Raw genomic sequence first — 24,717 nt, forward strand, 5'->3', positions numbered from 1 at the left:
GCAATCACCGCAACTGGAGCCTAATTTAGGCGTTTCTATCCTGTGTTTGCCCATCGACGAGCTGCCTTTTCAGGCACTTCAGACGGATTAACCCTGCGCTCGCAACATCTGATCTACACGCACGACATTCGCCAATGCAAATAGCATCGCCAACTTGCCGTCGTTTTTCATCAGTCCGCGATAACGTGCTTTCACAAAGCCAAACTGGCACTTGATGATTCGGAAGGGATGCTCCACTTTTGCCCGCACACTCGCCTTGAGATATTCGGTACGGAGTCTGACTTTGTTGATGCGGGGATGCTTTTTCAGAGCCTGTAGCGTCCCCGGTCTTTCTGCGATGTGCCAATCAGCTCGAACATACTTCAACTCATCCCGTTTCTCCGCGCCACGGTATCCCGCGTCCGCGAAGATGAAGGCCTCATCACCATGCAGTGCATGACCGGCCTGATTAAGATCGTGCTCATGAGCCGCTGTCGTCATGAAACTGTGGGTGACTCCGGTTCGCGCATCAACACCATATGCGCCTTCATTCCAAAGTGCCATTCATTGCCTTTCTTGGTTTGATGCATCTCCGGATCACGCTCGCCGGCTTTGTTTTTGGTCGAACTCGGAGCCTCAATAATGGTGGCGTCAATCAGCGAGCCTTCTTTGAGCAGGACACCGGCTTCCGATAGCCAATGGTTCACCTCTTCAAAAATCTGGCGAGCTAAACCGTGCTGTTCCAGCAGGTGCCGAAACTTCAGAATGGTGGAGTGATCAGGTATCGCCTTGTCCAGTGACAGGCCTGCAAAGAGTCGCATGGAAGCAATCTCGTACAGTGCATCTTCCATGGCGGGATCACTCAGGTTGTACCACTGCTGCATACAGTGAATCCGAAGCATCGTGGACAACGGGTACGGTCGGCGACCGTTGCCTACCTTGGGGTAATGAGGTTCGATAACCGCTTCGAGACGGGCCCATGGGATCAGCTTATCCATCCGCCCAAGAAACTTCTCTTTCCGGGTCTGGCGACGCTTGTTGCTGAACTCGCTATCAGCGAATGTGAGCTGCTGATCCATCCGAACATCCTCAATGTGTTTGTGCCGGGGATTGTCTCATGCGGGGGACTTGTTCACATGTTCTCTAGGCAAGCATGGAACCGGTGCATTAGTCACTCTGGCGGAGCGCACGAGTCGCTTGTATCTGGTGCGCAGAGTCGACGCTAAGCGCGCTGCGGATGTGCGGGATGCGATCATCGAGATGCTCACGCCCTATGCCGATCATGTGCATACGATCACAGCGGATAACGGTAGCGAGTTCGTTGAGCACAAGGCCATCGCCGAAGCACTGGGGACGGAGTTCTATTTTGCGCACCCGTACTCGTCCTGGGAGCGCGGACTGAACGAGAATTTTAACGGTCTGCTGCGTCAGTTCATTCCGAAAGGCGTGGATCTGAGGCTGATAACGGATGAGGATGTACGGCGGGCAGAAAAGATTTTAAACCTGAGACCGCGTAAGTGCCTCGGGTTTAAACAGCCTGAAGTCGTATTCCAGGAATACCTTCAGGCTGCATAGGCGGGTGTCGCACTTCGGAGTTGACTTCGCGCTTCCTCAGAACTTGGACCAATATTATTTCTCTGTTTCTCTACAGTATATTGAACTATATAAGTCTCGAAAATTTAAGAGAAAATCTTATTTAATTTTCAACATAAGAGAATTTATATTAATTGAGAGTTCGATGAGTTTCTGTGAAAATAATTTAATAACTCATACTATATCGGCATCGAATCTACAGGAGTGACAACCATTAATAGATGAGCAGTGCCTTCACCAATATTTTTTCCACGATGAGGCTTTTCGCAGTTAAAGTGAACACAATCGCCAGGTTCAAGTATGGTTATATTTCCATCTATTTCGAACTCAAGAGAGCCTTCAAGTAAATAGAGAATTTCTTCGCCTTTATGTGTCAGCATTTCGCTATGTAGCGACTCTCCAGGCAAATACGACAATTCAAAAGCGCTCATTTTTTGGTCTAACAAAAAGCCACTTAGAGGGCGAAAGGTGTACCCCTTACCTTTCAGTGGTTCACTGCGCTGCCTATCTTCTGTGCGGCTGACCGAAAAGTCAGGTTTTTCGTCTTCTGGGGATCTATCGAAGAGTTCCCTCAATGCAATTCCTAACCTGTCAGATATCGCAATCAAGTTCGAAATTGATGCATTCGTCTCTCCGCGCTCAAGTCGAGAAAGGAAGCTGGCGGACAGTCCGGTTCTCTCACTCAATGATTCTAACGTAAAGTTTTTTTCCCTTCGTGAAGCTCTAATTCGCCTACCAAGTTGTTTTGAGACAGCCTCTACCTTTTCATCGATACTCATCGCAATGCTCCATAATGATGCATCCCATGCACATACATGTGCATGGAAGGCAAAAAAACAGGTAAATCAGCGTGCAATCGCACCTAACTAACCGCACGTTACAACCCGCCAACCGCCATGGTTGCTGCTTCGTCACTGATATTCATTGACGATACCACAATCTGGCCTGATTCTAGCATGTAAATTTTACTGTTACTTGTGATCTCCTCGAAAGCCTTTGCGAGGAATACTTGTACATTGTAATTTGCATGTGGCGAACATATTATGCATTACATGCAATCTTTCGTGCGGCGAAAAATTTGAATAAATGTCGCATCCACTTAGATAAGTGAAGGATTTGATACCCATGCCAAGAAATCTACGAGTCAAGAATTCTACCGCTCTCATCGCTCTGATGGGCGGATTGCTATCGCTAACTACGCAAGCATCTCAAGCAGAAATTTCCGACGGCATCATCAAAATCGGAATTTTGAATGACCAGTCAGGACCATATTCTGATTTGTCGGGACAGGGCTCTGTTGAGGCAGCTCGTCTTGCGATTGAGGAGTTCGGTGGGACTGTTGCCGGCGCAAAGGTAGAGCTCGTTGTAGGAGACCACCAAAACAAAGCTGATGTCGGCGCCACAAAGGCACGAGAGTGGTTCGATCGAGAGGGGGTTGATGCAATAGCTGATTTTTCTAACTCGAGCGTTGGTCTTGCAGTGCAGGGGTTAGCAGCTGATAGAAAGAAAATCACACTTGTCGCGGCTGCATCAAACGCATTCACCGGAGCATCTTGCTCCCCTTATTCAACCCAGTGGATATACAACTCATACAGTAACGGCCACGGCCTGGCCAATATGCTGGTTAAGCGTGGTTTCGATTCCTGGTACCTGATGACTGTAGATTACGCTTTCGGTCATGCCTTCTCGGATGACATTCGCAAGACAGTAATGGCAGCTGGCAAAGAAGTGTTGGGAGAGGTGAGGTTTCCGCTGAATTCCCCTGATCTTAGCTCGTATTTGATTCAAGCACAGGGCTCACGGGCCGAGGTGGTTGTAGCTGCAAGTGCTGGTAGCGATATGGCAAATACAGTAAAGCAAGCAGCTGAATTCGGTATCACCCCGAACCAAACACTAGCCGCGCCTGCGGTGTTTATAACGGATGTACATAGCATGGGGTTGGCGCAAGCACAGGGGCTACAGTTTCTAACTGCGTTTTATTGGGATAGAACTGACGCGTCTAGAGAGTGGGCTAATAAATTCTATGAAAGACGCGGCGCGATGCCAACTATGACCCAGGCGGGTGTTTACTCCGCGGTCCGCCATTATTTGGAAGCCATCAGCGCTTCAAATTCAGATGACGCTGATGTTGTTGCCAAAAAGATGCGTGAGCTACCGGTAAACGACATGTTTATTCAAGGTGGGAGTATTCGTGAAGACGGACAAGTTATGCATGACATGTACTTGGTAGAAGTAAAAAAGCCCTCAGATTCAGAGAAACCATGGGATTACTACAACGTCATTGACTCTGTAAGTGCGTCGGAGGCATTTCAGCCTCTGGCTGATAGCTTATGCCCGTTGGTGAATAAGTAGTAGTTAAATTAACTAAACAACATCTAAATAATATAGGAGAAGTACTGTGCAGTATGATATGAAATTGACACTTAGCGAGGTACATTCGCTTGCAAAGCGTTTACTTCTTGCACAAGGATTTAATGAGCGCCACGCAAACGCGATCGCTAACACAGTCACCGCTGCAGAGCGAGACGAATGCCGTCATCACGGTCTTTTCCGCATTCCTTTTTACGTTAATGCGTTCCGTGCGGGTCAAGCATCTGGTGATGCCGAACCAACAGTGACAAAGCTCGCACCATCTATAATCAAGGTCGATGCTCACCATGGATTCTCACCGCTGGCTCTCGAAGTGGCTGATCTCCCCCTGGCTGAGCTTGCGAAAGAAACGGGCATCGCTGCGGTAGCTATCAACAATGCATTGAGCGTTTCAGCACTTTGGCCTGAAGTTGAGCGGTTGGCAGAAAAAGGGCTTGTAGGCTTCGCTTTTGTTGCAGCAAGCCCTTACGTTGCTCCTGCCGGTGGTACAAAACCACTTTACGGAACCAATCCAATGGCCTTTTCATGGCCTCGTGAAGGCCACGAACCTTTAGTTTTCGACCAAGCGTCTAGTGCGAGCGCTCGTGGCGAAATCCAAGTTCGTCTGCGCGACGGTCGCCAACTAGAAGAAGGATGGGCGGTCGGTCCGGATGGAAAGCCAACTCTTGATCCCGCCACAGCACTGGCTGGTGCTCAGCTGCCATTTGGTGGGGTTAAGGGAGCCGCCATTGCTATGATGGTTGAACTTCTGGCCGGTCCGCTTGTTGGGGATCTTCTGAGCTTTGAAGCCGGTGAAAAAGATGTCGCAAATACAGGTGCTCCCTGTGGAGGTGAGCTAATTATCGCGATAGATCCGGTACGCTGTATAGAGAATGGAAACCGAGCGGCTCAACTTGCTCACGGAGAGATGCTGTTCTCGAAAATCCTTGAGCAGGAAGGAACTCGTCTCCCTTCGGACCGCCGTTACCAAGCACGCAAGCGCACCGCCGTAGAAGGCGTTTCTGTACCCAAAGTGCTATACGAGCAGCTTCAGGAATTCAGCACTGGTGAGTTTTCTGGCAAGAGATTTGCCTATGAAGGTGATGACTTAATTAAAGGCACCGCCGAGCAAAAAGGCTGAGGTATCAAAAATGTCTGACTTTCAGATAACCGATAATACCAGAGTGCGCCGCAGACCTGAGCGTGCCCATTATGATCGAGACTTGGTTAATTCGATCATTGACGAAGCGTTAGTTTGTAACGTTGCTTTCGTATCGGATGGCCTTCCTAGAATTATCCCTACATCCATTGTTCGGATTGAGAACGACATTTATCTCCATGGTAGCCCCAATAACCGAATGCTTACGGCACTAGCGGATGGCGTAAATGCTTGCATTTCGGTCGCACATATTGATGCCATAGTTATGGGTCGATCAGGCATGGGCTGCAGTGTTGACTATCGTTCAGTTGTGATATTTGGTAACGCTGAAGTGGTTACTGAATCTGAACATAAAGCCAAAGTGCTGTACTCAGTTATTGATTCAACACTACCAGGGCATAAAGTAAGGGAACTCAAAGAAAGTGAGCTAGCGGCAACGTTGGTACTGAAGTTCCCGCTTAAAGAAGTCTCGGCAAAAGTTCGCGACATCGGCGTCAAAGATATCGAAGCTGATTATGAACTTGATGCTTGGGCTGGTGTAATCCCGCTTAAAACTGTACCTGGTCAAGTACAAGACTGTCCCCGTATAAAACCTGGGATTGTAACCCCTGCTTACGCACTAAACTATCCTGGCCCATCCGGTAAGTGATAGTAATAAAGCTGCAAAGCCTATCTTGGCTTTGCAGCTACTTATAAAATTTTCTGCTCCTCCGAGACAATTACAGGTGCTGCAATGTCTTCTAATTTATTATCAGTTGAGGGACTTACAAAGGAGTTTAACGGTTTTTGTGCCGTTGATAATGTAAATCTCAAGGTTGAAAAGGGTAGTATACATGCCCTGATTGGCCCCAACGGCGCTGGAAAGTCTACTCTTTTTAATTTGCTTACAAAGTTTCTTGATCCTTCATCCGGTAAAATTATATTTAATGGACAAGATATCACTAGAGAACAGCCTTCTCAGATCGCAAAACGTGGGATAATTCGATCTTTTCAGATTTCTGCTGTTTTTCCAAATATGACGGTTCTCGAGAACGTGAGAATAGCACTGCAAAGAAAGCTTGGCACATCCTATCATCTATGGAAAAGCGTAAGCACCCTTAATACGCTTAATAAAGAGGCCATGGATATTCTTGATAGCGTCGGCTTAGCAGAATTCTCAGATACGATTACTGTCAATCTATCCTATGGACGAAAGCGGGCTTTGGAAATTGCTACAACGCTAGCAGTTAATCCAGTTCTTATGCTACTTGATGAACCGACTCAAGGTATGGGACATGAAGATATTGACCGAGTTAAAGAATTAATTAAGCGGGTATCTGCCGGGCGGACCATACTAATGGTAGAACATAATATGAGCTTAGTTGCGTCCCTAGCAGACACTATCACGGTTTTGCAGCGTGGCTCGATATTAGCAGAAGGAAGCTATTCAGAGGTGGCTAAGGACCCCCAAGTAATCGAGGCATATATGGGAAATGCCCACGTGGAAGTCCTTGGAGAGCACTAAAATGCGTGAATATAAATCATCCGTCCCTGCGCTAGAAATTGAAGATCTACAAGGTTGGTATGGCGAATCGCATGTACTTCATGGAGTAAATTTGAAAGTTTACCCAGGGGAAGTAGTAACACTGCTCGGCCGAAATGGCTCAGGTCGCACGAGTACCATGAGGGCAGTGATGGGGCTAATTGGAGCTCGTAAAGGCTCAATTAAAGTAAATGGCGTTGAAACAATCAACATGCCAACTTATAAGATAGCTAACCTTGGTATTGGATACTGCCCAGAGGAGCGTGCGATTTTCTCGAGCCTTTCATGTGAGGAGAATTTGCTACTACCGCCCAAGATTAGAGGGGCAGGCAAAGGAATGAGCCAAGATGAAATTTACGAAATGTTCCCTAACCTCCAGGAACGAAAGCATAGCCAAGGTACCCGTCTCTCAGGTGGAGAACAGCAGATGCTTGCCGTTGGCCGCATTCTACGGACAGGAGCTAACCTACTGCTGCTAGACGAAATTTCAGAAGGGCTAGCCCCGGTTATCGTTCAAGCTCTTGCTCGTATGATCAGAACCCTTAAGGAAAAAGGGTACACAGTAGTAATGGTAGAGCAGAACTTTCACTTTGCCGCGCCACTTGCTGATCGTTTGTACGTTATGGAGCATGGAGTGATCGTTGAACACTTTGAAGCAAATGAGCTAGAGACGAAAATGCCGGTTTTGAACGAACTTCTCGGCGTATAATCTTAGTATAAATAAGGAGTTCAATAATGAATCCTGAGTTTTTTATTCCAATACCGGTACTATTATCACAGCTAACTCTTGGCCTTGTAAACGGAGCATTTTACGCAATGCTTAGCCTTGGGTTAGCCGTAATATTTGGTCTTCTTAATGTTATAAATTTTGCACATGGCGCTCTTTACATGTTAGGAGCGGTTCTTGCTTGGGCCGGCATGAACTATTTTGGCGTTGGTTACTGGACAATGCTATTAGTCTCGCCCCTAATCGTTGGAATAATCGGCATTATTATTGAGAGACTACTTCTGCATTGGATATACGAGCTTGATCATATCTATGGGCTTCTTTTAACTCTAGGAATCACCCTAGTGATCGAAGGTATTATGCGCTCGGCATATGGAGTTTCAGGCTTACCGTATGCGGCGCCAAGTGAGCTACGAGGCGCAACTGATTTAGGGTTTATGTTTCTGCCCAATTATAGGGCATGGGTGTTGGTAGCCTCAATTACTGTATGTTTGGCAACGTGGTTTTTTATTGAGAAGACCAAAGTCGGATCTTACCTTCGTGCGGGAACTGAAAATCCTAAAATTGTCGAGTCATTCGGTGTGAACGTGCCTGTTATGATTACTCTCACCTACGGCTTCGGCGTGGCGCTCGCTGCTTTTGCAGGTGTCCTAGCCGCGCCAATGATGCAGGTCTCTCCATTAATGGGACAAAATCTGATAATTATAATATTTGCAGTTGTTGTCATTGGTGGGATGGGCTCAATTATGGGAGCGATCGTCACTGGTCTGGCTCTTGGAGTTCTAGAGGGTTTGACTAAAGTTATATACCCCCAAGCATCTTCGACGGTAGTTTTCTTAATTATGGCTATAATCCTTTTAGTTCGTCCTGCAGGGCTATTTGGGAGGGATAAGTAATGAGTGCTTTTGAAAAAGAACTTGGAAATAGTAGTAAAAATATATCAAAAATATTAAAATCTAAATCCGTATCATGGTCGTTAGTCGTTTTAACGTCACTCTTGTTAGCCCCTTTTATCGGGGTATATCCTGTATTGATACTAAAGATTCTTTGTTTTGCGCTATTTGCTTGTTCGTTTAACTTATTGATAGGGTTTACAGGCCTGCTTTCTTTCGGACACGCAGCCTTTTTCGGAGGCGCAGGATATATCTTCGGTTATTTCATGAAGTCATGGGGAATTCCGGCAGAGATAGGTATTATCCTGGGTGTCGGATTTGGAGCCATTCTTGGCTATGTCATCGGATCACTCGCAATTAAAAGGCAAGGGATCTACTTCGCCATGATCACACTTGCCTTAGCCCAGATGGTATATTTCATTTTCCTTCAAACTCCATTTACTGGTGGTGAAGATGGCCTTCAGGGTATCCCCCGAGGAAAGTTGTTTGGTTTTATCCCACTTGATAGCGATTTAGTAACGTATTATTTTGTTCTGGGCGTAGTGTTATTAGCTTTTCTCGCTATTGTTCGTATCGTCAACTCACCTTACGGTCAGATTTTACGTGCAATTAAGGAAAATGAGCCGAGAGCTGTATCCTTAGGCTATGATACGAATAGATTTAAGCTTATTGCATTTGTTACTTCTGCGTCTTTTTCTGCACTTGCAGGTTCGCTAAAAGCTCTAGTTCTTGGGTTCGCAACGCTTACGGATGTTCACTGGACAATGTCAGGCTCTGTCATCTTGATGACTCTTGTCGGTGGGTTAGGAACACTAACAGGCCCTATCTTGGGCGCAGTGTTGATAGTTATGTTGGAAAACAAAATTGGAGAAATTGGTTTCTTTCTTGCGGAAGTCACTGGAATTCAGTGGTTCGAGACTTTAGGACAATCTGTGCCTATGGTTACAGGGATTATTTTTATTATTTGTGTGTTGAGTTTTAGGCAGGGAATTGTCGGTATCTTCACGAGAGTGTGTCGGCCTGGACGTTGATTCAAAATACTAAAATTATATAAATAAAATCAGTGCCCCTATTTATGCCCATCAAATGAAAAATGAAAATAGTGCGTAAAACTCAAAGTCCAAAGAAGGCCTATAACTATGTATGACAAATTTCAAGCTGATCGTCTTATAGATTTTTGGCTTTCTGAAGATATAGGTCATTGTGATTTGACCTCCCAACTTATGATTGACTCGAATAGTTTCGGTGTTTTCTATCTTAACTGTCGAGAAAATTTAATTGTCTCAGGTGTTGAGATAGTTGAGCGTGTCTTTAAACGATATGACCCCTCCCTTGAAATTACCTCTCACGTAATAGATGGGCAACGGTTAGAAGCAGGCTCGGTTTTAATGACGGTTCGTGGAAGGGCGAGGAGCATACTGACAGCTGAACGTACAGCACTCAATATTATTCAGCGATTATCAGGAATTGCCAACGAAACGTACAAATACGTTGCTGCTATAGAAGGTACCGAGACGCGCGTGATTGACACGCGAAAGACCACCCCAGGGTTGCGGATGCTTGATAAACATGCTGTGGCTTGTGGTGGTGGTTTAAATCATCGCTTGGGCTTAGATAGCGGAGTGATGATCAAGGATAACCATATTGTTACCTGCGGCAGCATAAAGAAAGCAGTTCATCGGGTCAGAGAAAATGTACCTGTTTTGACAAAAATTGAAGTGGAATGCGACAAGATCGAACAAGTTTCCGAAGCGCTGGAGGCGGCTGCAGACGTAATAATGCTAGATAATATGAGTATTGATCAAATGGTAGAGGCGGTTAACATGGTTAATGGCCTGGCTAAGCTAGAGGCTTCAGGTAATATCACGCTGAAAACAGTCCGTGCTATCGCTGAAACGGGAGTTGATTTTGTTTCTACAAGTAAAATTACCCAGTCTTTTTCATGCGTGGACATTGGGTTGGATGAGTCTTGATCCATAATAAAAAATTTTATGTGATTATTCAATTTTATTAGAGTGTTAGCATCACTCTTGAAATAACAGTAAAGATTTTACTCATGTTTATCTGTACTAAATGTACTCGGATTATATGATATATTTACCCCAAGTAACCATTTTTAATATGATTGATTTTATTAAGCCGCTTATAAATGATTTTATAAAAGAAAAAGTTTATAAAATATTTTGGTTCTTTAAGTAAAATATATTTCATAAGGATTCTTCGGGTAACTAATTCTAATTTATCGCTTTATATATTAAAAATAAGTGTTATATTGCTGTAAAAAAATATATATCATATTCATGCTTACCTGGATGCAGTGCTTTCATTTAATTCTGCTATTTTCGTAGCAGTCCGCAATTAGTCGCTGACGTAGACAGCGCTGGGACCCAGAGGTTACATGAGGCTTTACGTAATTCGATATGGTGAGGGCGTTGACCGCCAACGAGCATTGGTGGAATAACATTATCACATAACCCAACTTATTGATGACGTTAGAAAGAGTTGATTATATTTCTTCGTTATCATATTTTCAGCTTGAATCAAAAATTCAATAGGCCTAGAGAAATATGGCCATAGTCACTTAAAAATTGCGCATTGGAGACAATTGAATGATAACAGATATAAATAAACGAGGTTTAGTTCTTATCGGGTGCGGCCGCATGGGAGGAGCCTTGCTAAAAGGTTGGATAGCAAGTGGGGTTAAACGTTCTTCCATTCAGGTGGTTGATTTACTAGCTAGCGAAGAACTCAAGGATATGGGCATAAAGGTCGGCGGGGAAGTGCCTTCGGATCCGGCCTGTGTCATTCTGGCGGTTAAACCACAGTCATTAGCTAATGCCGCGAACACACTACCTACCTTTGGAAGTGATACTACCGTTGTTTCGGTAATTGCGGGTAAAACTATTGAGTCACTAGAGGTGTTTTTCCCAAATAACCCCATAATCAGAACAATGCCCAATACACCCGCAATGATTCAGCAGGGTGTTACAGCTATTGTCGGAAATAAAAAGGCCGACGGGCGGCATATTGAATTAGCTCGTCAAATCATGATGGCGGTAGGCCATGTTGTGGAGCTAGAAAATGAATCTCAGATCGATGCTGTTACTGCATTGTCTGGTTCCGGGCCAGCTTACGTTTTCCATATGATAGAGGCTATGACCGTAGCGGGCGAACATGAAGGTCTGCCACCAGAAATAGCACTAGAATTGGCGATCAGAACTGTTTTCGGAGCTGGTATGCTAGCATTAAAAACCGACGATCATCCAAGCTTGTTAAGACAGAATGTAACTTCCCCAAATGGAACAACCGAGGCGGCTCTCAAACAACTGATGAATCTGGAAACTGGATTAACTTCTTTGATGATGAAAGCTGTTACTGCAGCAGCTAATCGTAGCCGTGAGTTGGCAAAGAATTAAAGGATATCTATATTAGATGTAATTGACCTATCGATTTCTCTTGATAGCGTGGTGATGCCCTTTCATCTTGCGAGTACCTTCGTGGCTAGTCTTTCAGGTAACTCTGGGAGAGTCTTGCCATTGGCGACTTAGATAACCAGATGCCGCGCCGCTTCATGTGGTGTTTGATAGGTCAACGAGACGGCCACCGACGGGAGACTCGGGTATCGCTGATCGAAGTGGCATAGCAAACTCTTCCGTCTCCCGCGTGACATAGAAAGCAACTGTTGACCATCTACGCCCCACCATGGCTGCTGCGCAACACTGCCTTTGGGCAAAAAAAAAACATCGAAATAGGCTAACGGGGCATTCTGTGAAAATGGAGAATATCTCTTGAAGTTCGGAGTATGTTTTCTAGCCCTAGCCCTAGCCCTAGCTGACCTGCTCCCCACGTTCTAAACCATGAAGCTCTTAGTAATGTTCGTCAACCAACGACATTACTAGAACCCGGTTGGGTTAAATGCTGGGGGCAGGTCAGTCTTATGTCTATTTTTTGAGTCCGTTTGTCCCAAAATTTATCATTTGGGCAGCGCTATCCAGTTGTTCTTCGAGGTCAGTTATGTAACCCTTGGTAGTGTTCACATTGTCATGCCCGACAAGCTCTGCGATCGTAACAACATCCACGCCCTTCCGGTGGAGAAAAGTGATGAATCCACGCCGGAAACTGTGCGGTGAGGTGAAGCGCGTGAGCTTGGGGTGGGCCAGCATGCGCCGCTTGACGATATCGTAGACCCCGGCGGCGGTGATACGCGGAGAACGAGTCGACCGCCCCTTTTCCTGGTAAGCCTTCTTTTCAGCGTGCTTGATGGGGGCTGCAGTGCTGGCGCTGCTGTACTGAGCTACATGGTCGCCCCGGGCAATTCGCCGTAGCAACGCGCCTTCGGTAATTTCCGCTTCGGATATCCAATCCATCAACACGTCGAGGGTGTAGGGCTGCAGTCTCAGGTAGCGTTTCTTGTTGCCCTTGCCGGTAACCACAATGCGTCCGCGGATCAGATCTACGTCTTTCAGATCGATGCCCGCCACTTCGGAGCGGCGCGGGCCGCAGCTGAACAGTATCAGAAATAGCAGCGCATCACGCAGGCCTGCCTTGGTGCCTTCCTGAAGGCACATATCCACTACTTCCTGAACCTCTTCGATCAGCACGCCGCTGCCTTTCTCCCGCGCGTACTTAATCGTGCGGTTGTCGATGATGAGGCTGAACTCATCGGCTGGGATCAGCCGGGCCAGATAAGCTTTTCTGGCGATCCCTTTGATGGCCGCCAGGTAGGAGTTGTAGGAGGACGGGTTCATTTGATCGGTGCCGGGATTGTCTACTGTGGCGCGGCGGATCTGCTCCATGACACTCACTAGCGTGCCGTTGGTCAGTGTCCTCCAGGGTGCGGCGATCGCCGTTTTCAGGTTTCGGTTCTCTCCTGCACGTTCCTGTTCCTCTTCATCCTCTATTTCCGCCGCGGAGAATACCGCCAGGTGTTCCGGCAAGAAGGGTTCAGGAAGCATAGCGTTCCAGTGGCGCACGAATCTGGCCGTAAAACTGGCCACGGTGTACTTCGACGCTTCGGATGGCAGGCCCTGGATGTAGAGAAAGGCTGGATTACGTTCGGAATACTGCCGTGGGTCGTCCTGATCGAGCAAACCGGTCGACAGTGCGTTTTGGCTTGTTTCGGTAAGTTGGCCCACTGAACCGCCCATCTCTGCTAATTACTCACTAAAATATACGTTTTCGTAAGTAATTATTCAAGGCTAAATGATGTTGCGTTACGGAATGTTACGTTACGATACTGGCTAAATTTTAAAGGTAAACGGGGTGTGTCATGCCACGAATCAGTAAGGTGCAGCAGTCGGATGTGTTCGATGCCGCCAATCGGCTTCGGGAGGAAGGTTTTAACCCGACGGTACGTGCGATCCGGGAATTGATCGGTGGGGCGACGGTGATCGTGACGCAGCATTTGAAGGAGTGGCGAAAGCTCCACCCCATTGTCGAGGAAGGTGCTGAGGTTGATCCAGTCACGGCTTCGATCAGCGAGCTGTACGACCGATTGGTTGAGAAAGCGACTGAGGCCCTGAGCGAGAAAGCCGCTGAGCATGACAAAGAGCTGGAGGAAGCGGCCGTGCTTCTCGAAGCGGAAGAGTTTGTCCTGGAGGAAGCGAAGCAGAAAACAGAATCCGCCATGAATGAGGTGCGTAAGCAGCAGCTACTGATCGACACCCTGAAATCCGAGCTGGATCAGGCAAACCGGGATGCTGCGGAGAGCCAGGCGGAAAAAAGAGCCCAGACGGTCGAACTGGCACACTTCAAAGAGAAGTCAGAAGATCTGCAGTGGTCGCTTAAGCAAGAGCAGATCCGAGTCAAAGAGCTGGAAGGTAAGATAGAAGCCTTAGGCCGTGAACATGCTGGCCGGCTGGCTGAACTGACCGAACTGGTCCAAAAAATCGATTCACAGAGTTCTCAACGTCAGTCTCCCGAAAGTACAAACGGGAATCAGTAGCACGGGTAAGGGGCCTGATTACAAGCTCTGTGCTCCAGATTGCACGAGCAGTAGAAATAAAGAAAAGAATTCATGTAGTTTCCCCTTTGCGGACGCCCGGCTACCGGTGCTTTATGGGTGCAATCGGCACAATGTATGGACTCCTCCCCCCCTAGGGAACATGCGAACAAGTCTCCCAGCATGAGAGAATCCGCACTCTGATGTACTGAGGGCTATTCATGGATCACCAACTCTCCTTCGCTGACAGCGAGTTCAACAACAAGCGACGCCAAACCCGCAAAGAGAAGTTTCTCGGTCGTATGGAGAAGCTGATTCCCTGGCAGCGGCTCGAGTCTGTAATTGAACCTCACTATCCAAAGGCCGGTAACGGTCGCAGACCTTATCCACTATCAACCATGCTGCGCATCCACTGCATGCAGCAGTGGTATAGCATGAGCGATCCGGCCATGGAGGATGCGCTCTATGAGATCGCATCCATGCGTTTGTTTGCCGGTCTCTCGCTGGATGGTGCGATACCCGATCACACCACCATCATGAACTTCCGTCACCTACTGGAACGGCATGGTATGGCACGCAAGATCTTCGACGAAGTCAGCACTTGGCTGAGCGAAGCAGGCGTTCTGGTAAAAGAAGGAACGCTGCTGGATGCGACGATCATCGAAGCACCCAGCTCTACCAAGAATAAAGCGGGTGAGCGCGATCCTGAGATGCATCAGACCAAGAAAGGCAATCAGTGGCACTTCGGCATGAAAGCCCATATCGGTGTTGATGCCAGAACCGGACTGACGCACAGCTTCACAACTACCGCCGCTAATGAGCATGACCTCAACCAGGCAGAGCAACTTCTTCATGGTAAGGAAGCGTTTATCTTAGCCGACAGTGGCTATCGTGGCGCTGAAAATCGAGCAGGACTCGAAGCGGTGGAGGCCGACTGGCACATCGCTGAAATTCCCAGCAAGGTCAAAGAGCTGAAGAAGCACCCTCGCATCAATAAGATTCCATTGAAAACCGAGTACCTGAAAGCCAGCATTCGGGCCAAGGTTGAACATCCGTTCCGGATTATCAAATGCCAATTCGGTTTTACCAAGGCTCGCTACCGTGGGCTGATGAAGAACGATAGCAAACTGGCCATGCTGTTTGCCTTAGCGAACGTTGTGCGAGTGGATCAGATGCTGCGGGCGTAGGACTAGTCCGTCTGCATGCTGGAAAATCGGCATGCAGGCGATGAAAGATGATCAAAAATAGGTCGATTACGCCGTAAATACGGCTTGATCAGCTGAATGGTTAAGAGTGCGGTACTTGTTCGCAGGTTCCCTGGCTTGGTACATAAGCCAAGCAGAAGGATGGTGCCATGGGTGCGTACCTGATCGATGGCTTGAGCGATAAGGCCTGGAACACCAGCACACTCGAAAACGATGTCCGCTTTCCCTCCGAGCTCACGCTCAGCACTCCCCACGGGATCATCGGGTGTACAGACGAATCCGGTTGCCCCCATCTCATGAGCCCGCTGCTCCTGGTATTGGGCGATATCTTGGACGACAACCTGTCTTGCCCCGAAACGACGTGCCCAGAAGGCGGCCGCCAGACCAATGGGACCCGCGCCGAGAATCAGCACGCGATCGCCAGGTTGCAGGCCGGAAAGCCTAACCCCGTGAAGCGCTACGGCGAGGGGTTCGACGATCGCACCGTCATCCACGTTCACTCCATCGGGGAGAGCAACACACTGGCGGGCTGCGGTTGCCGCGTACTCCCCATAGCCTCCCCCCTCAAGAACCATCTCTTGACACCAGGCCGGATTCCCCGAAAGGCAGGTAACGCAGAGCCCACAGCTTCTAAATGGCATGACGGAGACCAGTTGCCCCGTCCGCAGATTATCAACCGCGGAGCCGCATGCGACGATCTCCCCCGCATACTCGTGTCCCAGCACATCGCCGGGACAGAGACCGAAGGTTGCATCTTCAGTCATATGCAGGTCTGAGCCGCAAATACCGCAGCGTTTCACTTGAATGACGACTTCGTCGTCATTCGGCGTGGGGTCCGGGACTTCTTGAATTTCTAAAGGTCGATGTAATTCATTAAAGACGGCAGCACGCATCACTCGACCCTCCCAAGGGAAGTCCCTCCATCGATAACCAGCTGTGCCCCTGTCATGTACGAGGACGCATCCGAAGCTAAGTAGAGAGCCAGAGCTTTGATCTGATCGGGGTCGGCAATTCGCCCAAGAGGTACCTTGGCGTCCCAGCTTCGACGTATGGCTTCGTCTTTGAGCCAGCCTCCACCGATATTTGTGGCAAAGCCGCCCGGGGCAATGGCGTTGACACGTACCTGAAACTCCGCAAGTTCCAGAGCCAGTTGGCGGACCATGTGGGAGATGCCGGCCTTAGCCGGCATGTAAGGGAGCCCTACCACGGGCTCGGTGATAAAGGCAGCGTTTGACGAGGTGACGACGATGGATCCCTTGCGACGAGCTTTCATGTATTTCGCCGCCATACGCACAGTATTGAAAGTGCCGGTCAGGTTGATCGCGATCGTCCGATCCCAGCGTGCTGGGTCTAGAGTATCGACCTGTCCCTCTTCGTTTCGCATGCCAGCCGGATTCCAGAAGCCTGCGCCAGGGTCGATCCCCGCATTAGCGAACGCGATATCCAGACCACCGAATCGGCGAACATGTTCTTCGAATACCTGGCCGGTCTGATCTCTATTGACCACATCGAGTGCCTTGGGGTGTACCTCGAGACCTCGCTCTCTCAATCGACCAGCTTCACGCTCCGCAGACTCGGTATCGATATCCGCGAGCGTGACTTTAGCGCCGTTCTCCGCCAATACTTCGACATACGCAAGGCCCAGGCCCGATGCACCACCCGTAACCAGTGCCGAGCGTCCCTCGACACTGAACTGTTCAAAAAAGCTCATGCCATCCCTCACAGAAACAGTTGATCGTTGATGGCTATGCCGTTTTCTTCGCAGTAGGTCACGTAGTGGTTAATGAACCAGAAGACATCCAGGGTCTCTGTCCACTCGCCATTTTCATCGTAGAACTCATTGGCGCCCTGCATCCAGAACAGCGCTTTCATTCCATTCGGTTCATCGGTCACCAGGGTGTGTGCCTGGCCTGGCATTTCGGTAATAAAGTCACCAGGTCCGCAGCTCCAGTCGTACTCCAGGTAACGGAAGCTCCCCTCCATTCCGACTGCCCACACCATGCCACGGTGTTTATGTGTACCGATGACGCCTGGGCCCTTTATCCACAAAATATTGCAGTAGACATTGTTCCTGACGTCGAAAGCGAGATGGCGTATCGCCGCGTTGTCACCAAAGGGAACCCAGGGGCTTTCCTCTTCTGAAAGACCGACATAGCTACCTTCCCGTCCAAAGCGATCCTGCATCGCTTTCATTGGCTCTGGGACTTCGACGATTTTGTAAGCAGAGCTTGCAGGTGATTTCGACATTGATTTTCTCCTTATTAGACATATCGAGTAGTGCTGCACAGCCTATAGAGCAATCGATGTGCCACTCGGGGAAATGATTAAAATTTCGTACATAAATCCTGGAAAAACGTTGAAAAAACAATGGAATGCCGTAGAGGCGCTGAAAACCAATGGACAACAAGGGGCATGGTGAATTACCGTTTTAGATTAATAATTTTCACCATTTTCATAAAAATAAATAAACTGTGATGAAGTCAGCTAGCTGTTCATTACGGGCTTGGTAGGATGGTTATATGACAAGGAAATTGCGCCTTTCAGAAGTTACGGCACAAGCCCATCGGGTTAGATTTGGCGATGATGCTCTCCATGTGGGCGACCCTCCAACACTGCATGATTTGACTGAAAGTCTTCGTTTCACCCCCAACGACGGTAGGATCTGGTTTGATAAACGACGCATGATACTATTTGGGGCCAACTCTTTTGGTGCCTTGCGTCGTGAATTGATTGAAACGCTTGGGCCCTCTGGCGCACGTAACTTGCTGATGCGCGTAGGCTTCTCGGCTGGCGCCTCGGACGCAGCATTCGTGCGTAAGCATTGGCCAGATAGTGACGATGAAGGAGCTTTGACCGCTGGTGAGCGCCTGCATGCAGTAATGGGGATGGTCAAGGTTGAGACGATACGGCGCGATCACGATATCCCGAACCGAACTTTTGACGCTGAGTTTCTCTGGCATGACTCAATAGAAGCTGCCGAACATGTAAAGGCCTATGGCCAGTCCCATGAACCTGTCTGCTGGATGCAATTAGGTTACGCCAGTGGCTATGCGAGCGCCTTTTACGGCAAGCGTGTGATATACCTTGAGCTCGAGTGTGCTGGTTGTGGCTCACCGCACTGTCGCATCGTCGGTGAAACGACCAACGAAAGCATGGAGGATATCGATGATCTAAGCTGGCTCGACCTAGACCAGCATTCTTCCCGGGAATCCAAAGCACCTTCTCGAAAGTATCGCAGGACAGCAAAGGCACGGACCCACGGAGCGCCGACGTCCTCCGCCGAGCAAAATTCGCAAAAAATCGTAGGAGTCTCTTCCGCTGTCAGTATAGCGTTGCAGAAGATCGAACGTGTCGCCCAAACGCCTGCCACCGTATTGCTAAATGGAGAATCGGGAGTGGGCAAGGACCTGTTCGCCAATGCACTTCATCGTAAGAGTCTCCTGGCCGATGGTCCCTTCGTCGCTCTCAATTGCGCAGCAATCCCCGATACGCTGATAGAGGCAGAGCTTTTCGGCGTGGAGAAAGGCGCCTTCACCGGAGCTGAACGCAGCCGTCCTGGACGCTTCGAACGCGCCAATGGCGGCACACTTTTTCTTGATGAAATCCCGTCATTAAGCCTAGAAGCTCAGGGGAAGCTGTTGCGCACGTTACAGGATGGTGAAATTGAGCGGGTGGGAGGAGGACAGGCGGTCCGGGTCGACGTTCGTATCATTGCTGCTGCGAACAAGGATTTGTTCGAGGAGGTGCAAGCCGGACGTTTCAGGGAAGACCTTTACTACCGTTTGAACGTCTTCCCAATCAGGCTTCCGCCACTCAGAGAGCGGCGCGATGATATCCCCCTACTGGTCGAGCATTTTTTACGGCGTTACTCTCAACGCTACGAAAAATCCATCCCTGGGCTAACCCGCAAAGCGTCTGATGCTCTCTGGGAGCACGATTACCCAGGAAACATTCGTGAGCTACAGAACCTGATAGAGCGAGGCGTTATAAACGCTATAGAGTGTGAGCCCATAGATGTCTTCCACATTTTCGAGGATGCGAGTTTCTCTTCAGGTTCCAGCCAGAAGTTCAGAATCGGGGTTTCTGGTGGATTGGAAGAAGATGCCGCACCACTCGGCAATTTTGAACTCGATCCTCCTCAAAAATCACTCAGGCCCGACATCGAACGGGAGGGTGATATGCTCAAAGACATCTTGGAAAAGACCGAAGGGAACGTATCTCTAGCTGCACGAGAGTTAGGAATAACGCGAGCAAAGCTTGCCTACCGGCTCCAAAAATTGGAGCTTGACCCCAGTGTGTATCGCTATCCAAAGAAACTTTGAGCACTGTTCGTGAATTGCCTCGAACATTCTAGAAATGCATCAGGATCTGCGCTTAACGTTGTTCGTTCGGCAAACAGATGCCATCTATCAGGAGATGCGTCAGGAAATCTATCGGTGCACCTCCAGATCGGCAGACAACCTGTGCGGCGCGAAACGACCTGCAAAGATGCGGACGTTCAACCGCACAAACAAATGCAACCCGGACGAACCGCTGTAAACGACCTCATTCATCAGAGAGCTATCGATACCAACAGAAGACACTTAAGACATGGTTGAATGTATGTACTTACGGAGTTGCCAAGAGCAGACGTTTGGCTCGAGCATGCTCTATGCGGGCTATCGGCACTTTGCAGACACCCGGCTCGTAGTGCTCCAGGCGAGCTATCGGCACCGATAGCAGTCATTTTATGGGACTACCCCGCTAGCAGACACGCCTATCCTATCAAGTCACTACCGATCGTTCCTGCGCATCACATTCGACAAAAAAGATTGGCAACCGGGTATCAGTGAAAAGCCGTCGTGAGCAACTTCGGGGATCGTTTCATAACGCACGTCTATGCCCAGCGAGTCGAGATGTATCTGGAGTCGTTTGAGGATTTCTTTCCTATCCAAACGGATAGGCTCGTTTAGTGACAGCAGTGAAAGGTCGTCATCTTCGCCAATGATGAGGTGCACGGGCACCCTTCGCAGTTTATCAATATGACTGGAATCGGTATCGCCGGCGGAGCACCAAAGACTGTCGTCTTTCACGGGAAGGCTGACACTGCCGGGAGCAGCAATCGAGATCGCTTTAATGCGTGATGGGTAGAGGTATAGGAAACGGTGAGCAAATTGAGCACCACCGGAAAACCCGAACAGGTAGAAACAGGGTTCGAGCCTGTATTGTTCACCAAGCTCTGAGACCATTTGTAGGAGCAGCTTGTCATAGCGAAAAGCAAGCGGTGGCTGGAGCTTGTAACCGTCCGCATCGCCGGCAGCTCCTACTGGAAAGAGCGGCGCAAGAATCACACAGCCCTGCTCCTCGGCAAACTCTATGAACCGATCGCGGAAGCTCTCTGCCGTTCTGGCAGAACCATGCACCACCACCAGCAACGGCAGCGCTTTATTGTCCTGCCAGTAGCACTCCGGCACATAAGCGCAGTAGGAAAATCGAGGGTCTGCTTTGCATGCAGTGAACGGAACGAGTCCCTTAAAATAACGCTTCTGAAGGTGTCGCATTGTGCGGTCCCGCTTCCCTGGACTGTTGAGCTTTATGTACCGAACTGTGCGCGATACTGTGCGGTTTACCACTTTTTCCGATTAAACATTCCGCTTCCACCCTGAACACCTCCCGCAGCAGATCGGCGTTTATAACATCGGTTGGTGCCCCCTTAGCAATCAGGGCTCCTTCCTTCATAGCGAGCACGTTGTCGGAATACTGTGCTGCCTGATTCAGGTCGTGCAGCGACATAACCACTGTAAGTCCGGATTCCGTATTAAGGCGTTCCAGAAGCTCCAGTACTTCTAACTGATGCCCCCAATCGAGGAAGGTTGTCGGCTCGTCCAGCAATAGAATTTCCGCCTTTTGCGCAATCGCCATGGCGATCCAGACGCGCTGCTGCTGGCCGCCTGACAACGCCTCAATAGGTCGCTCGGCGTAGCTTTCCACCCCGGTTTCATTCATCGCCCAGCGCACAATTTTCTTGTCTTCCGCGCTGGCTCCTCGCATAAGCCCCTGGTACGGAAAGCGACCGTAGCCCACCAGATCTCTTACCCGGATACTTTCTGGTGCCTGCGGCTTCTGCGGCAGGAAGGCAAGCTTCAGCGCCAGCTCACGCCTGCTCATCGACGCTAAAGGATGGTTGTCGATACTGACACCACCACTGTAGGGTTTGAGCAGTCCTGCCAGGGATTTGAGCAGCGTGCTTTTGCCGCAACCGTTCGGACCAATCAGAGCCGTCACCTTGTGTCGCGGAATCTTTACCGAAAGCTCCGGGACGATCACCTGCCCGTCGTAGCCAAGCCTTACATTTTCAGCAGATAAACTCATCTCGTATTTATGCTCCACTCCTCAGGGCTGGCGCCGCAGCAGATATAGAAATGTAGGCACACCGATCAGCGCAGCCAAGACCCCAACCGGTAATTCATAGGGGGCTAACACCAGCCGCCCTGCCAGATCACCGGCCAGTACGATCACTGCTCCGGCAATAGCGGTGATCAGGTATTGCAGCGCCATGTGACCGGGTGCGAAGCCTTGTGCCAGATGAGGCACAACCAGTCCGATAAAGCCGATAGGTCCGGAAACCGCCACCGCACTGGCGGTCAATAGCGTGGCGGTAGCGATGGTCAGCAGGCGCCACAGGGAAAGGTTCAACCCGAGGCTAAGCGCCTGCTCATCGACCAGCCTCAACAGTCGCATGGGTCTGTAGATCAAGATGGCTGCCAACAGACCGAGTGCGCTCCAGGGTAGAAGCACATTAAGGTGCTCCCAACTCCTGCCGTTCAGACTCCCGGCAAGCCAGGCGGCAATCGTTTCGGTATGAGCCTGCCCCCACAGACCGAGAAGCCCTGTGACGAGGGCGTTCAGAATGGCCGCGCAGACCACTCCGGTAAGGATCAGCCTCAGGGGCGTCAATGCAGAAGCACCGCTTAAGCCATAAACCAGAACGGCGGACAGCAAACCGCCCAGCAAGGCCGCAGCGGGTAACGAGGCGAGCACGCTCTCGCCCTGCTCATAAACGGCTACACCGCTGGATAGCGTCCCAGCGCCGACAACAACCAGCACTGCACCAAGGCTTGCGCCTGCGGATATTCCCAACAACCCAGAGTCCGCCAGCGGGTTGCGGGTCAGGCTTTGTAGCATGAAGCCGGCCAGCGCCAGCTGAGAACCGATGAGTGCCGCGGCTATCGCCCTGGGCAGTCGTAGCTCCCAGATCACCCTCACTACATGTTCCTGCCCCGAACCTGCGAGCAGTGTACGGATCACTTCCATTGGCGATAGCTCTGACGCTCCCAGAAACAGATTAAGCGCCAGCACTATGGGTAACAGGCAGACCAATGCGCCGAGCCATAACCATTGCTTGTGGGAGCTAAGCCCACTAACAGCCGCAATCATACGATCACCCGCGATGTACGCGACACAAGCCACAACAGCCAGGGGCCGCCGAGCAACGCAGTCACTACGCCCAGCGGGACCTCCTGTACACCGGGTGACAGGCGTGCCAGCAGATCTGCCAGGAGTAACAGTAGAGCACCGACCAGAGCATTGATCGGCAGCCAGCTTGCGCGCTGCTCATCGAACAGTCTACGCGATATATGAGGTACCACGAGGCCGACAAAGCCAACCGGCCCGGCAATCACTACCGCAGCAGTGATCATCACCGCAGTCAGCATCAGGAAGAACAGCTTCCAGCGATTCACTGACACCCCCAGGGTCTGCGCCACTGCATCATCAAGCAGAAGGACACGGAAGCGGGTCGACAACATAAAGGTGATCGCCATCGGCAGCAGGATCCATACCGCGAGCTGGTCCAGAAGATCCCAGCCACGGCCGGCCAAGCCTCCCGCCAGCCAGAAGAACAGTTCGCTGGCCTCGGAGCCTGAAAACAGCAGCATCGCCGCCATCAGCGATACACATACCGCGCTTATGGCGACACCGGCCAACACCAGTCGCAACGGCTGTATTTGCCCCTTCCAGGCCAGCGTGAAGGTAGCCAGGCCCGCCATCAGGCCGCCTCCGAATCCAACCAGAGGTAACCAGCGCGTATCGATCTGAACGATTGAAATAACGCCGACGATTGCACAAGCGGCTCCCGCAACCACACCGGTGAGATCGGGCGATGCCAGAGGGTTGCGCGCAACGCCCTGCATGATGCCTCCGGCTGTGGCCAGCGCAGCCCCAACCAGAAGAGCCATGATCGATCTTGGTAACCGCAGTTCAAACAGGACGATGCGGCTCAGCAGATCCCCTTCACCTAAAGCGGCAGACCACAGCTGGCCTGGGGTAAATAGCTGGTCACCGACCATGAGGGAGATAAAGAGTGCAGAGGCCAGAACAACAATTACGGCTGCCGTAGCTATCGCTGTTTTAATCAATGCTGGGCCCCGTCATAGCGGTGGCTACGCAGCGATGCGGGCATATCCGGCATAGGAAAAAGTTCAGGGTAAAGCAGGTGCGCCATCTCCTTGGCAACCAGAACGCGAGCCTCAGGCCCAGCAGCTTCTTTCCAGTGCTGGCCAACCTCGTAAACCCTGCCGTTCTTTACGGCACTCAGGTAAGGCCAAATCGGGTTGCGGGTAAACGCACGTTCGTTGTTGGAGTCAAACAAGAAAATAACGTCCGGGTCCCGCTCAAGGAGTGTTTCAAGTCGGATGCGGTAACCCAATGGCAGGCCTTCCTCCTGTGCATCCAGTGAACCGCCTACATTGGTCACATTCAACTTGTAGAGAAGTTCAGCGGTCAGGAAGTGATCGTAATAGATAAACGGAGCTTCGGCACCGGTCACCAGCAGCGCAGCGGATACGCCGCCCGGTGCGCGGCTTTGCATCTGGTCAAGCAAGGCGGTGAATTCAGCGTTTAACGCATTGGTCTGTTGAGTTTTGCCCAGTGCCTTTCCTGCCAGTGAGACTGCACGAAAGCTGTCATCGAGTGTGATGAGGTTCAGTGCCAGGTAGGGTGCCATATCCGCGAACCGGTCCGCGTCTTTTTCGGTGTAGCGCCTGATGGCGAGGATCAGGTCGGGATCGACTTCAGACAGAAGCTCCAGGTTAACCTGTGCCCTGGTACCGATCACGGGCACATCCTTGAGCGCCTCGCCAAGGTAGTCGGGATGACTGAACGGGCCAAAGCGGGTTACAGCTACTGGCGTCATACCAACAGAATGCAAAAGATCCGCACCGAAGGTGGATATGGCTGCCACGCGCTTGGCTGGCGTAACCAGTGACAGATCCACTCCCCTGTCGTCAGTCAGGGTTAACGCTTGCCCCTGTATGGAGAACAGCAAGCCAAAAACCATCAAGGCTGTTGATGCAAATCGAAACATAATTCA

23 protein-coding genes and 1 pseudogene are annotated in these 24,717 nt (G+C 50.1%); 13 read left to right on the top strand and 11 right to left on the bottom strand.

What is annotated here, in order from left to right:
• Positions 1-87 precede the first annotated feature (87 nt).
• Positions 88-1,058, bottom strand: a protein-coding gene (locus C4S72_RS24895) for an IS5 family transposase (RefSeq protein WP_235009267.1) whose coding sequence is annotated in 2 segments (ribosomal slippage) — positions 88-518 and positions 518-1,058 — 972 coding nt in all. Because the reading frame shifts where the segments join, the coding sequence is not laid out codon by codon here.
• A gap of 64 nt (positions 1,059-1,122) precedes the next feature.
• Between C4S72_RS24895 and C4S72_RS24900 the strand changes: the two are divergent.
• A pseudogene (locus C4S72_RS24900) lies at positions 1,123-1,554 on the top strand (IS30 family transposase); the annotation flags it as partial.
• Positions 1,555-1,751: 197 nt separating this feature from the next.
• On the opposite strand, the gene C4S72_RS24905 reads toward C4S72_RS24900, so the two are convergent.
• Complete coding sequence (locus C4S72_RS24905; RefSeq protein WP_104005916.1) at positions 1,752-2,351, bottom strand: helix-turn-helix domain-containing protein; 600 nt, start codon at positions 2,349-2,351, stop codon at positions 1,752-1,754.
• Between the two features lie 346 nt (positions 2,352-2,697).
• Between C4S72_RS24905 and C4S72_RS24910 the strand changes: the two genes are divergently transcribed.
• The 9 genes from C4S72_RS24910 (at position 2,698) to proC (ending at position 11,638) form a co-directional block, all read left to right on the top strand.
• Complete coding sequence (locus C4S72_RS24910; RefSeq protein ID WP_104005917.1) at positions 2,698-3,924, top strand: ABC transporter substrate-binding protein; 1,227 nt, start codon at positions 2,698-2,700, stop codon at positions 3,922-3,924.
• 46 nt (positions 3,925-3,970) lie between these two features.
• Positions 3,971-5,062, top strand: coding sequence for an Ldh family oxidoreductase (locus tag C4S72_RS24915; protein WP_200826900.1), 1,092 nt, complete (start codon positions 3,971-3,973; stop codon positions 5,060-5,062).
• Positions 5,063-5,072: 10 nt separating this feature from the next.
• Entirely contained in the window at positions 5,073-5,729 is a 657-nt protein-coding gene (locus C4S72_RS24920) for a pyridoxamine 5'-phosphate oxidase family protein (RefSeq protein ID WP_104005918.1), read from the top strand.
• Between the two features lie 84 nt (positions 5,730-5,813).
• Positions 5,814-6,584, top strand: a complete 771-nt coding sequence (locus C4S72_RS24925; protein ID WP_104005919.1) for an ABC transporter ATP-binding protein — start codon at positions 5,814-5,816, stop codon at positions 6,582-6,584.
• Position 6,585: 1 nt separating this feature from the next.
• A complete protein-coding gene (locus C4S72_RS24930; protein WP_104005920.1) occupies positions 6,586-7,311 on the top strand; it encodes an ABC transporter ATP-binding protein in 726 nt (241 codons plus the stop codon).
• 26 nt (positions 7,312-7,337) lie between these two features.
• Positions 7,338-8,225 (top strand): branched-chain amino acid ABC transporter permease, encoded by an 888-nt coding sequence (locus tag C4S72_RS24935; protein ID WP_104005921.1) that lies wholly within the window; start codon positions 7,338-7,340, stop codon positions 8,223-8,225.
• Entirely contained in the window at positions 8,225-9,253 is a 1,029-nt protein-coding gene (locus tag C4S72_RS24940) for a branched-chain amino acid ABC transporter permease (RefSeq protein ID WP_104005922.1), read from the top strand. Before C4S72_RS24935 ends, C4S72_RS24940 begins: the two co-directional genes overlap by 1 nt.
• A gap of 108 nt (positions 9,254-9,361) precedes the next feature.
• On the top strand, positions 9,362-10,195 hold the full coding sequence (gene nadC, locus C4S72_RS24945; protein WP_104005923.1) for a carboxylating nicotinate-nucleotide diphosphorylase: 834 nt from the start codon (positions 9,362-9,364) through the stop codon (positions 10,193-10,195).
• A gap of 636 nt (positions 10,196-10,831) precedes the next feature.
• Positions 10,832-11,638 (top strand): pyrroline-5-carboxylate reductase, encoded by an 807-nt coding sequence (gene proC, locus C4S72_RS24950; RefSeq protein ID WP_104005924.1) that lies wholly within the window; start codon positions 10,832-10,834, stop codon positions 11,636-11,638.
• 525 nt (positions 11,639-12,163) lie between these two features.
• On the opposite strand, the gene C4S72_RS24955 is transcribed toward proC, so the two are convergent.
• A complete protein-coding gene (locus C4S72_RS24955; RefSeq protein ID WP_104005925.1) occupies positions 12,164-13,369 on the bottom strand; it encodes a tyrosine-type recombinase/integrase in 1,206 nt (401 codons plus the stop codon).
• A gap of 122 nt (positions 13,370-13,491) precedes the next feature.
• On the opposite strand from C4S72_RS24955, the gene C4S72_RS24960 reads away from it, so the two are divergent.
• Positions 13,492-14,166 (top strand): DNA-binding protein, encoded by a 675-nt coding sequence (locus tag C4S72_RS24960; protein ID WP_104005926.1) that lies wholly within the window; start codon positions 13,492-13,494, stop codon positions 14,164-14,166.
• Positions 14,167-14,384: 218 nt separating this feature from the next.
• A complete protein-coding gene (locus C4S72_RS24965; protein ID WP_104005927.1) occupies positions 14,385-15,350 on the top strand; it encodes an IS5 family transposase in 966 nt (321 codons plus the stop codon).
• 2 nt (positions 15,351-15,352) lie between these two features.
• Here the strand turns inward: C4S72_RS24965 and C4S72_RS24970 are convergent, their stop codons facing one another.
• From C4S72_RS24970 to C4S72_RS24980, 3 genes are read right to left on the bottom strand one after another with little or no spacing between them, the layout of a single operon-like run.
• Positions 15,353-16,261, bottom strand: coding sequence for a zinc-dependent alcohol dehydrogenase (locus tag C4S72_RS24970; RefSeq protein ID WP_104005928.1), 909 nt, complete (start codon positions 16,259-16,261; stop codon positions 15,353-15,355).
• On the bottom strand, positions 16,261-17,091 hold the full coding sequence (locus tag C4S72_RS24975; protein ID WP_200826902.1) for an SDR family NAD(P)-dependent oxidoreductase: 831 nt from the start codon (positions 17,089-17,091) through the stop codon (positions 16,261-16,263). The genes C4S72_RS24970 and C4S72_RS24975 overlap by 1 nt, the downstream gene beginning before the upstream one ends.
• Positions 17,088-17,615, bottom strand: coding sequence for a 2,4'-dihydroxyacetophenone dioxygenase family protein (locus C4S72_RS24980; RefSeq protein ID WP_104005930.1), 528 nt, complete (start codon positions 17,613-17,615; stop codon positions 17,088-17,090). The genes C4S72_RS24975 and C4S72_RS24980 overlap by 4 nt, the downstream gene beginning before the upstream one ends.
• 272 nt (positions 17,616-17,887) lie before the next feature.
• Here C4S72_RS24980 and C4S72_RS24985 point away from each other — a divergent pair, with 272 nt between their 5' ends.
• Positions 17,888-19,690 (top strand): sigma-54-dependent Fis family transcriptional regulator, encoded by a 1,803-nt coding sequence (locus C4S72_RS24985; protein WP_104005931.1) that lies wholly within the window; start codon positions 17,888-17,890, stop codon positions 19,688-19,690.
• Positions 19,691-20,140: 450 nt separating this feature from the next.
• Here the strand turns inward: C4S72_RS24985 and C4S72_RS24990 are convergent, their stop codons facing one another.
• From C4S72_RS24990 to C4S72_RS25010, 5 genes are read right to left on the bottom strand one after another with little or no spacing between them, the layout of a single operon-like run.
• On the bottom strand, positions 20,141-20,908 hold the full coding sequence (locus C4S72_RS24990; protein ID WP_146071938.1) for an alpha/beta hydrolase: 768 nt from the start codon (positions 20,906-20,908) through the stop codon (positions 20,141-20,143).
• Positions 20,880-21,719: an ABC transporter ATP-binding protein gene (locus C4S72_RS24995; RefSeq protein WP_104005933.1), complete on the bottom strand. Its 840-nt coding sequence runs from the start codon at positions 21,717-21,719 to the stop codon at positions 20,880-20,882. Before C4S72_RS24995 ends, C4S72_RS24990 begins: the two co-directional genes overlap by 29 nt.
• A gap of 21 nt (positions 21,720-21,740) precedes the next feature.
• Complete coding sequence (locus C4S72_RS25000; protein ID WP_104005934.1) at positions 21,741-22,784, bottom strand: FecCD family ABC transporter permease; 1,044 nt, start codon at positions 22,782-22,784, stop codon at positions 21,741-21,743.
• The gene (locus tag C4S72_RS25005; protein ID WP_268807745.1) at positions 22,781-23,764 is read right to left on the bottom strand and encodes a FecCD family ABC transporter permease; all 984 of its coding nucleotides are present in this window, start codon (positions 23,762-23,764) and stop codon (positions 22,781-22,783) included. Before C4S72_RS25005 ends, C4S72_RS25000 begins: the two co-directional genes overlap by 4 nt.
• Positions 23,761-24,711 (bottom strand): ABC transporter substrate-binding protein, encoded by a 951-nt coding sequence (locus tag C4S72_RS25010; RefSeq protein ID WP_235009268.1) that lies wholly within the window; start codon positions 24,709-24,711, stop codon positions 23,761-23,763. Before C4S72_RS25010 ends, C4S72_RS25005 begins: the two co-directional genes overlap by 4 nt.
• Positions 24,712-24,717: the final 6 nt, after the last annotated feature.

It is taken from the genome of Marinobacterium lutimaris (assembly GCF_900108065.1).
Taxonomy (GTDB): Bacteria; Pseudomonadota; Gammaproteobacteria; order Pseudomonadales; family Balneatricaceae; genus Marinobacterium_D; species Marinobacterium_D lutimaris.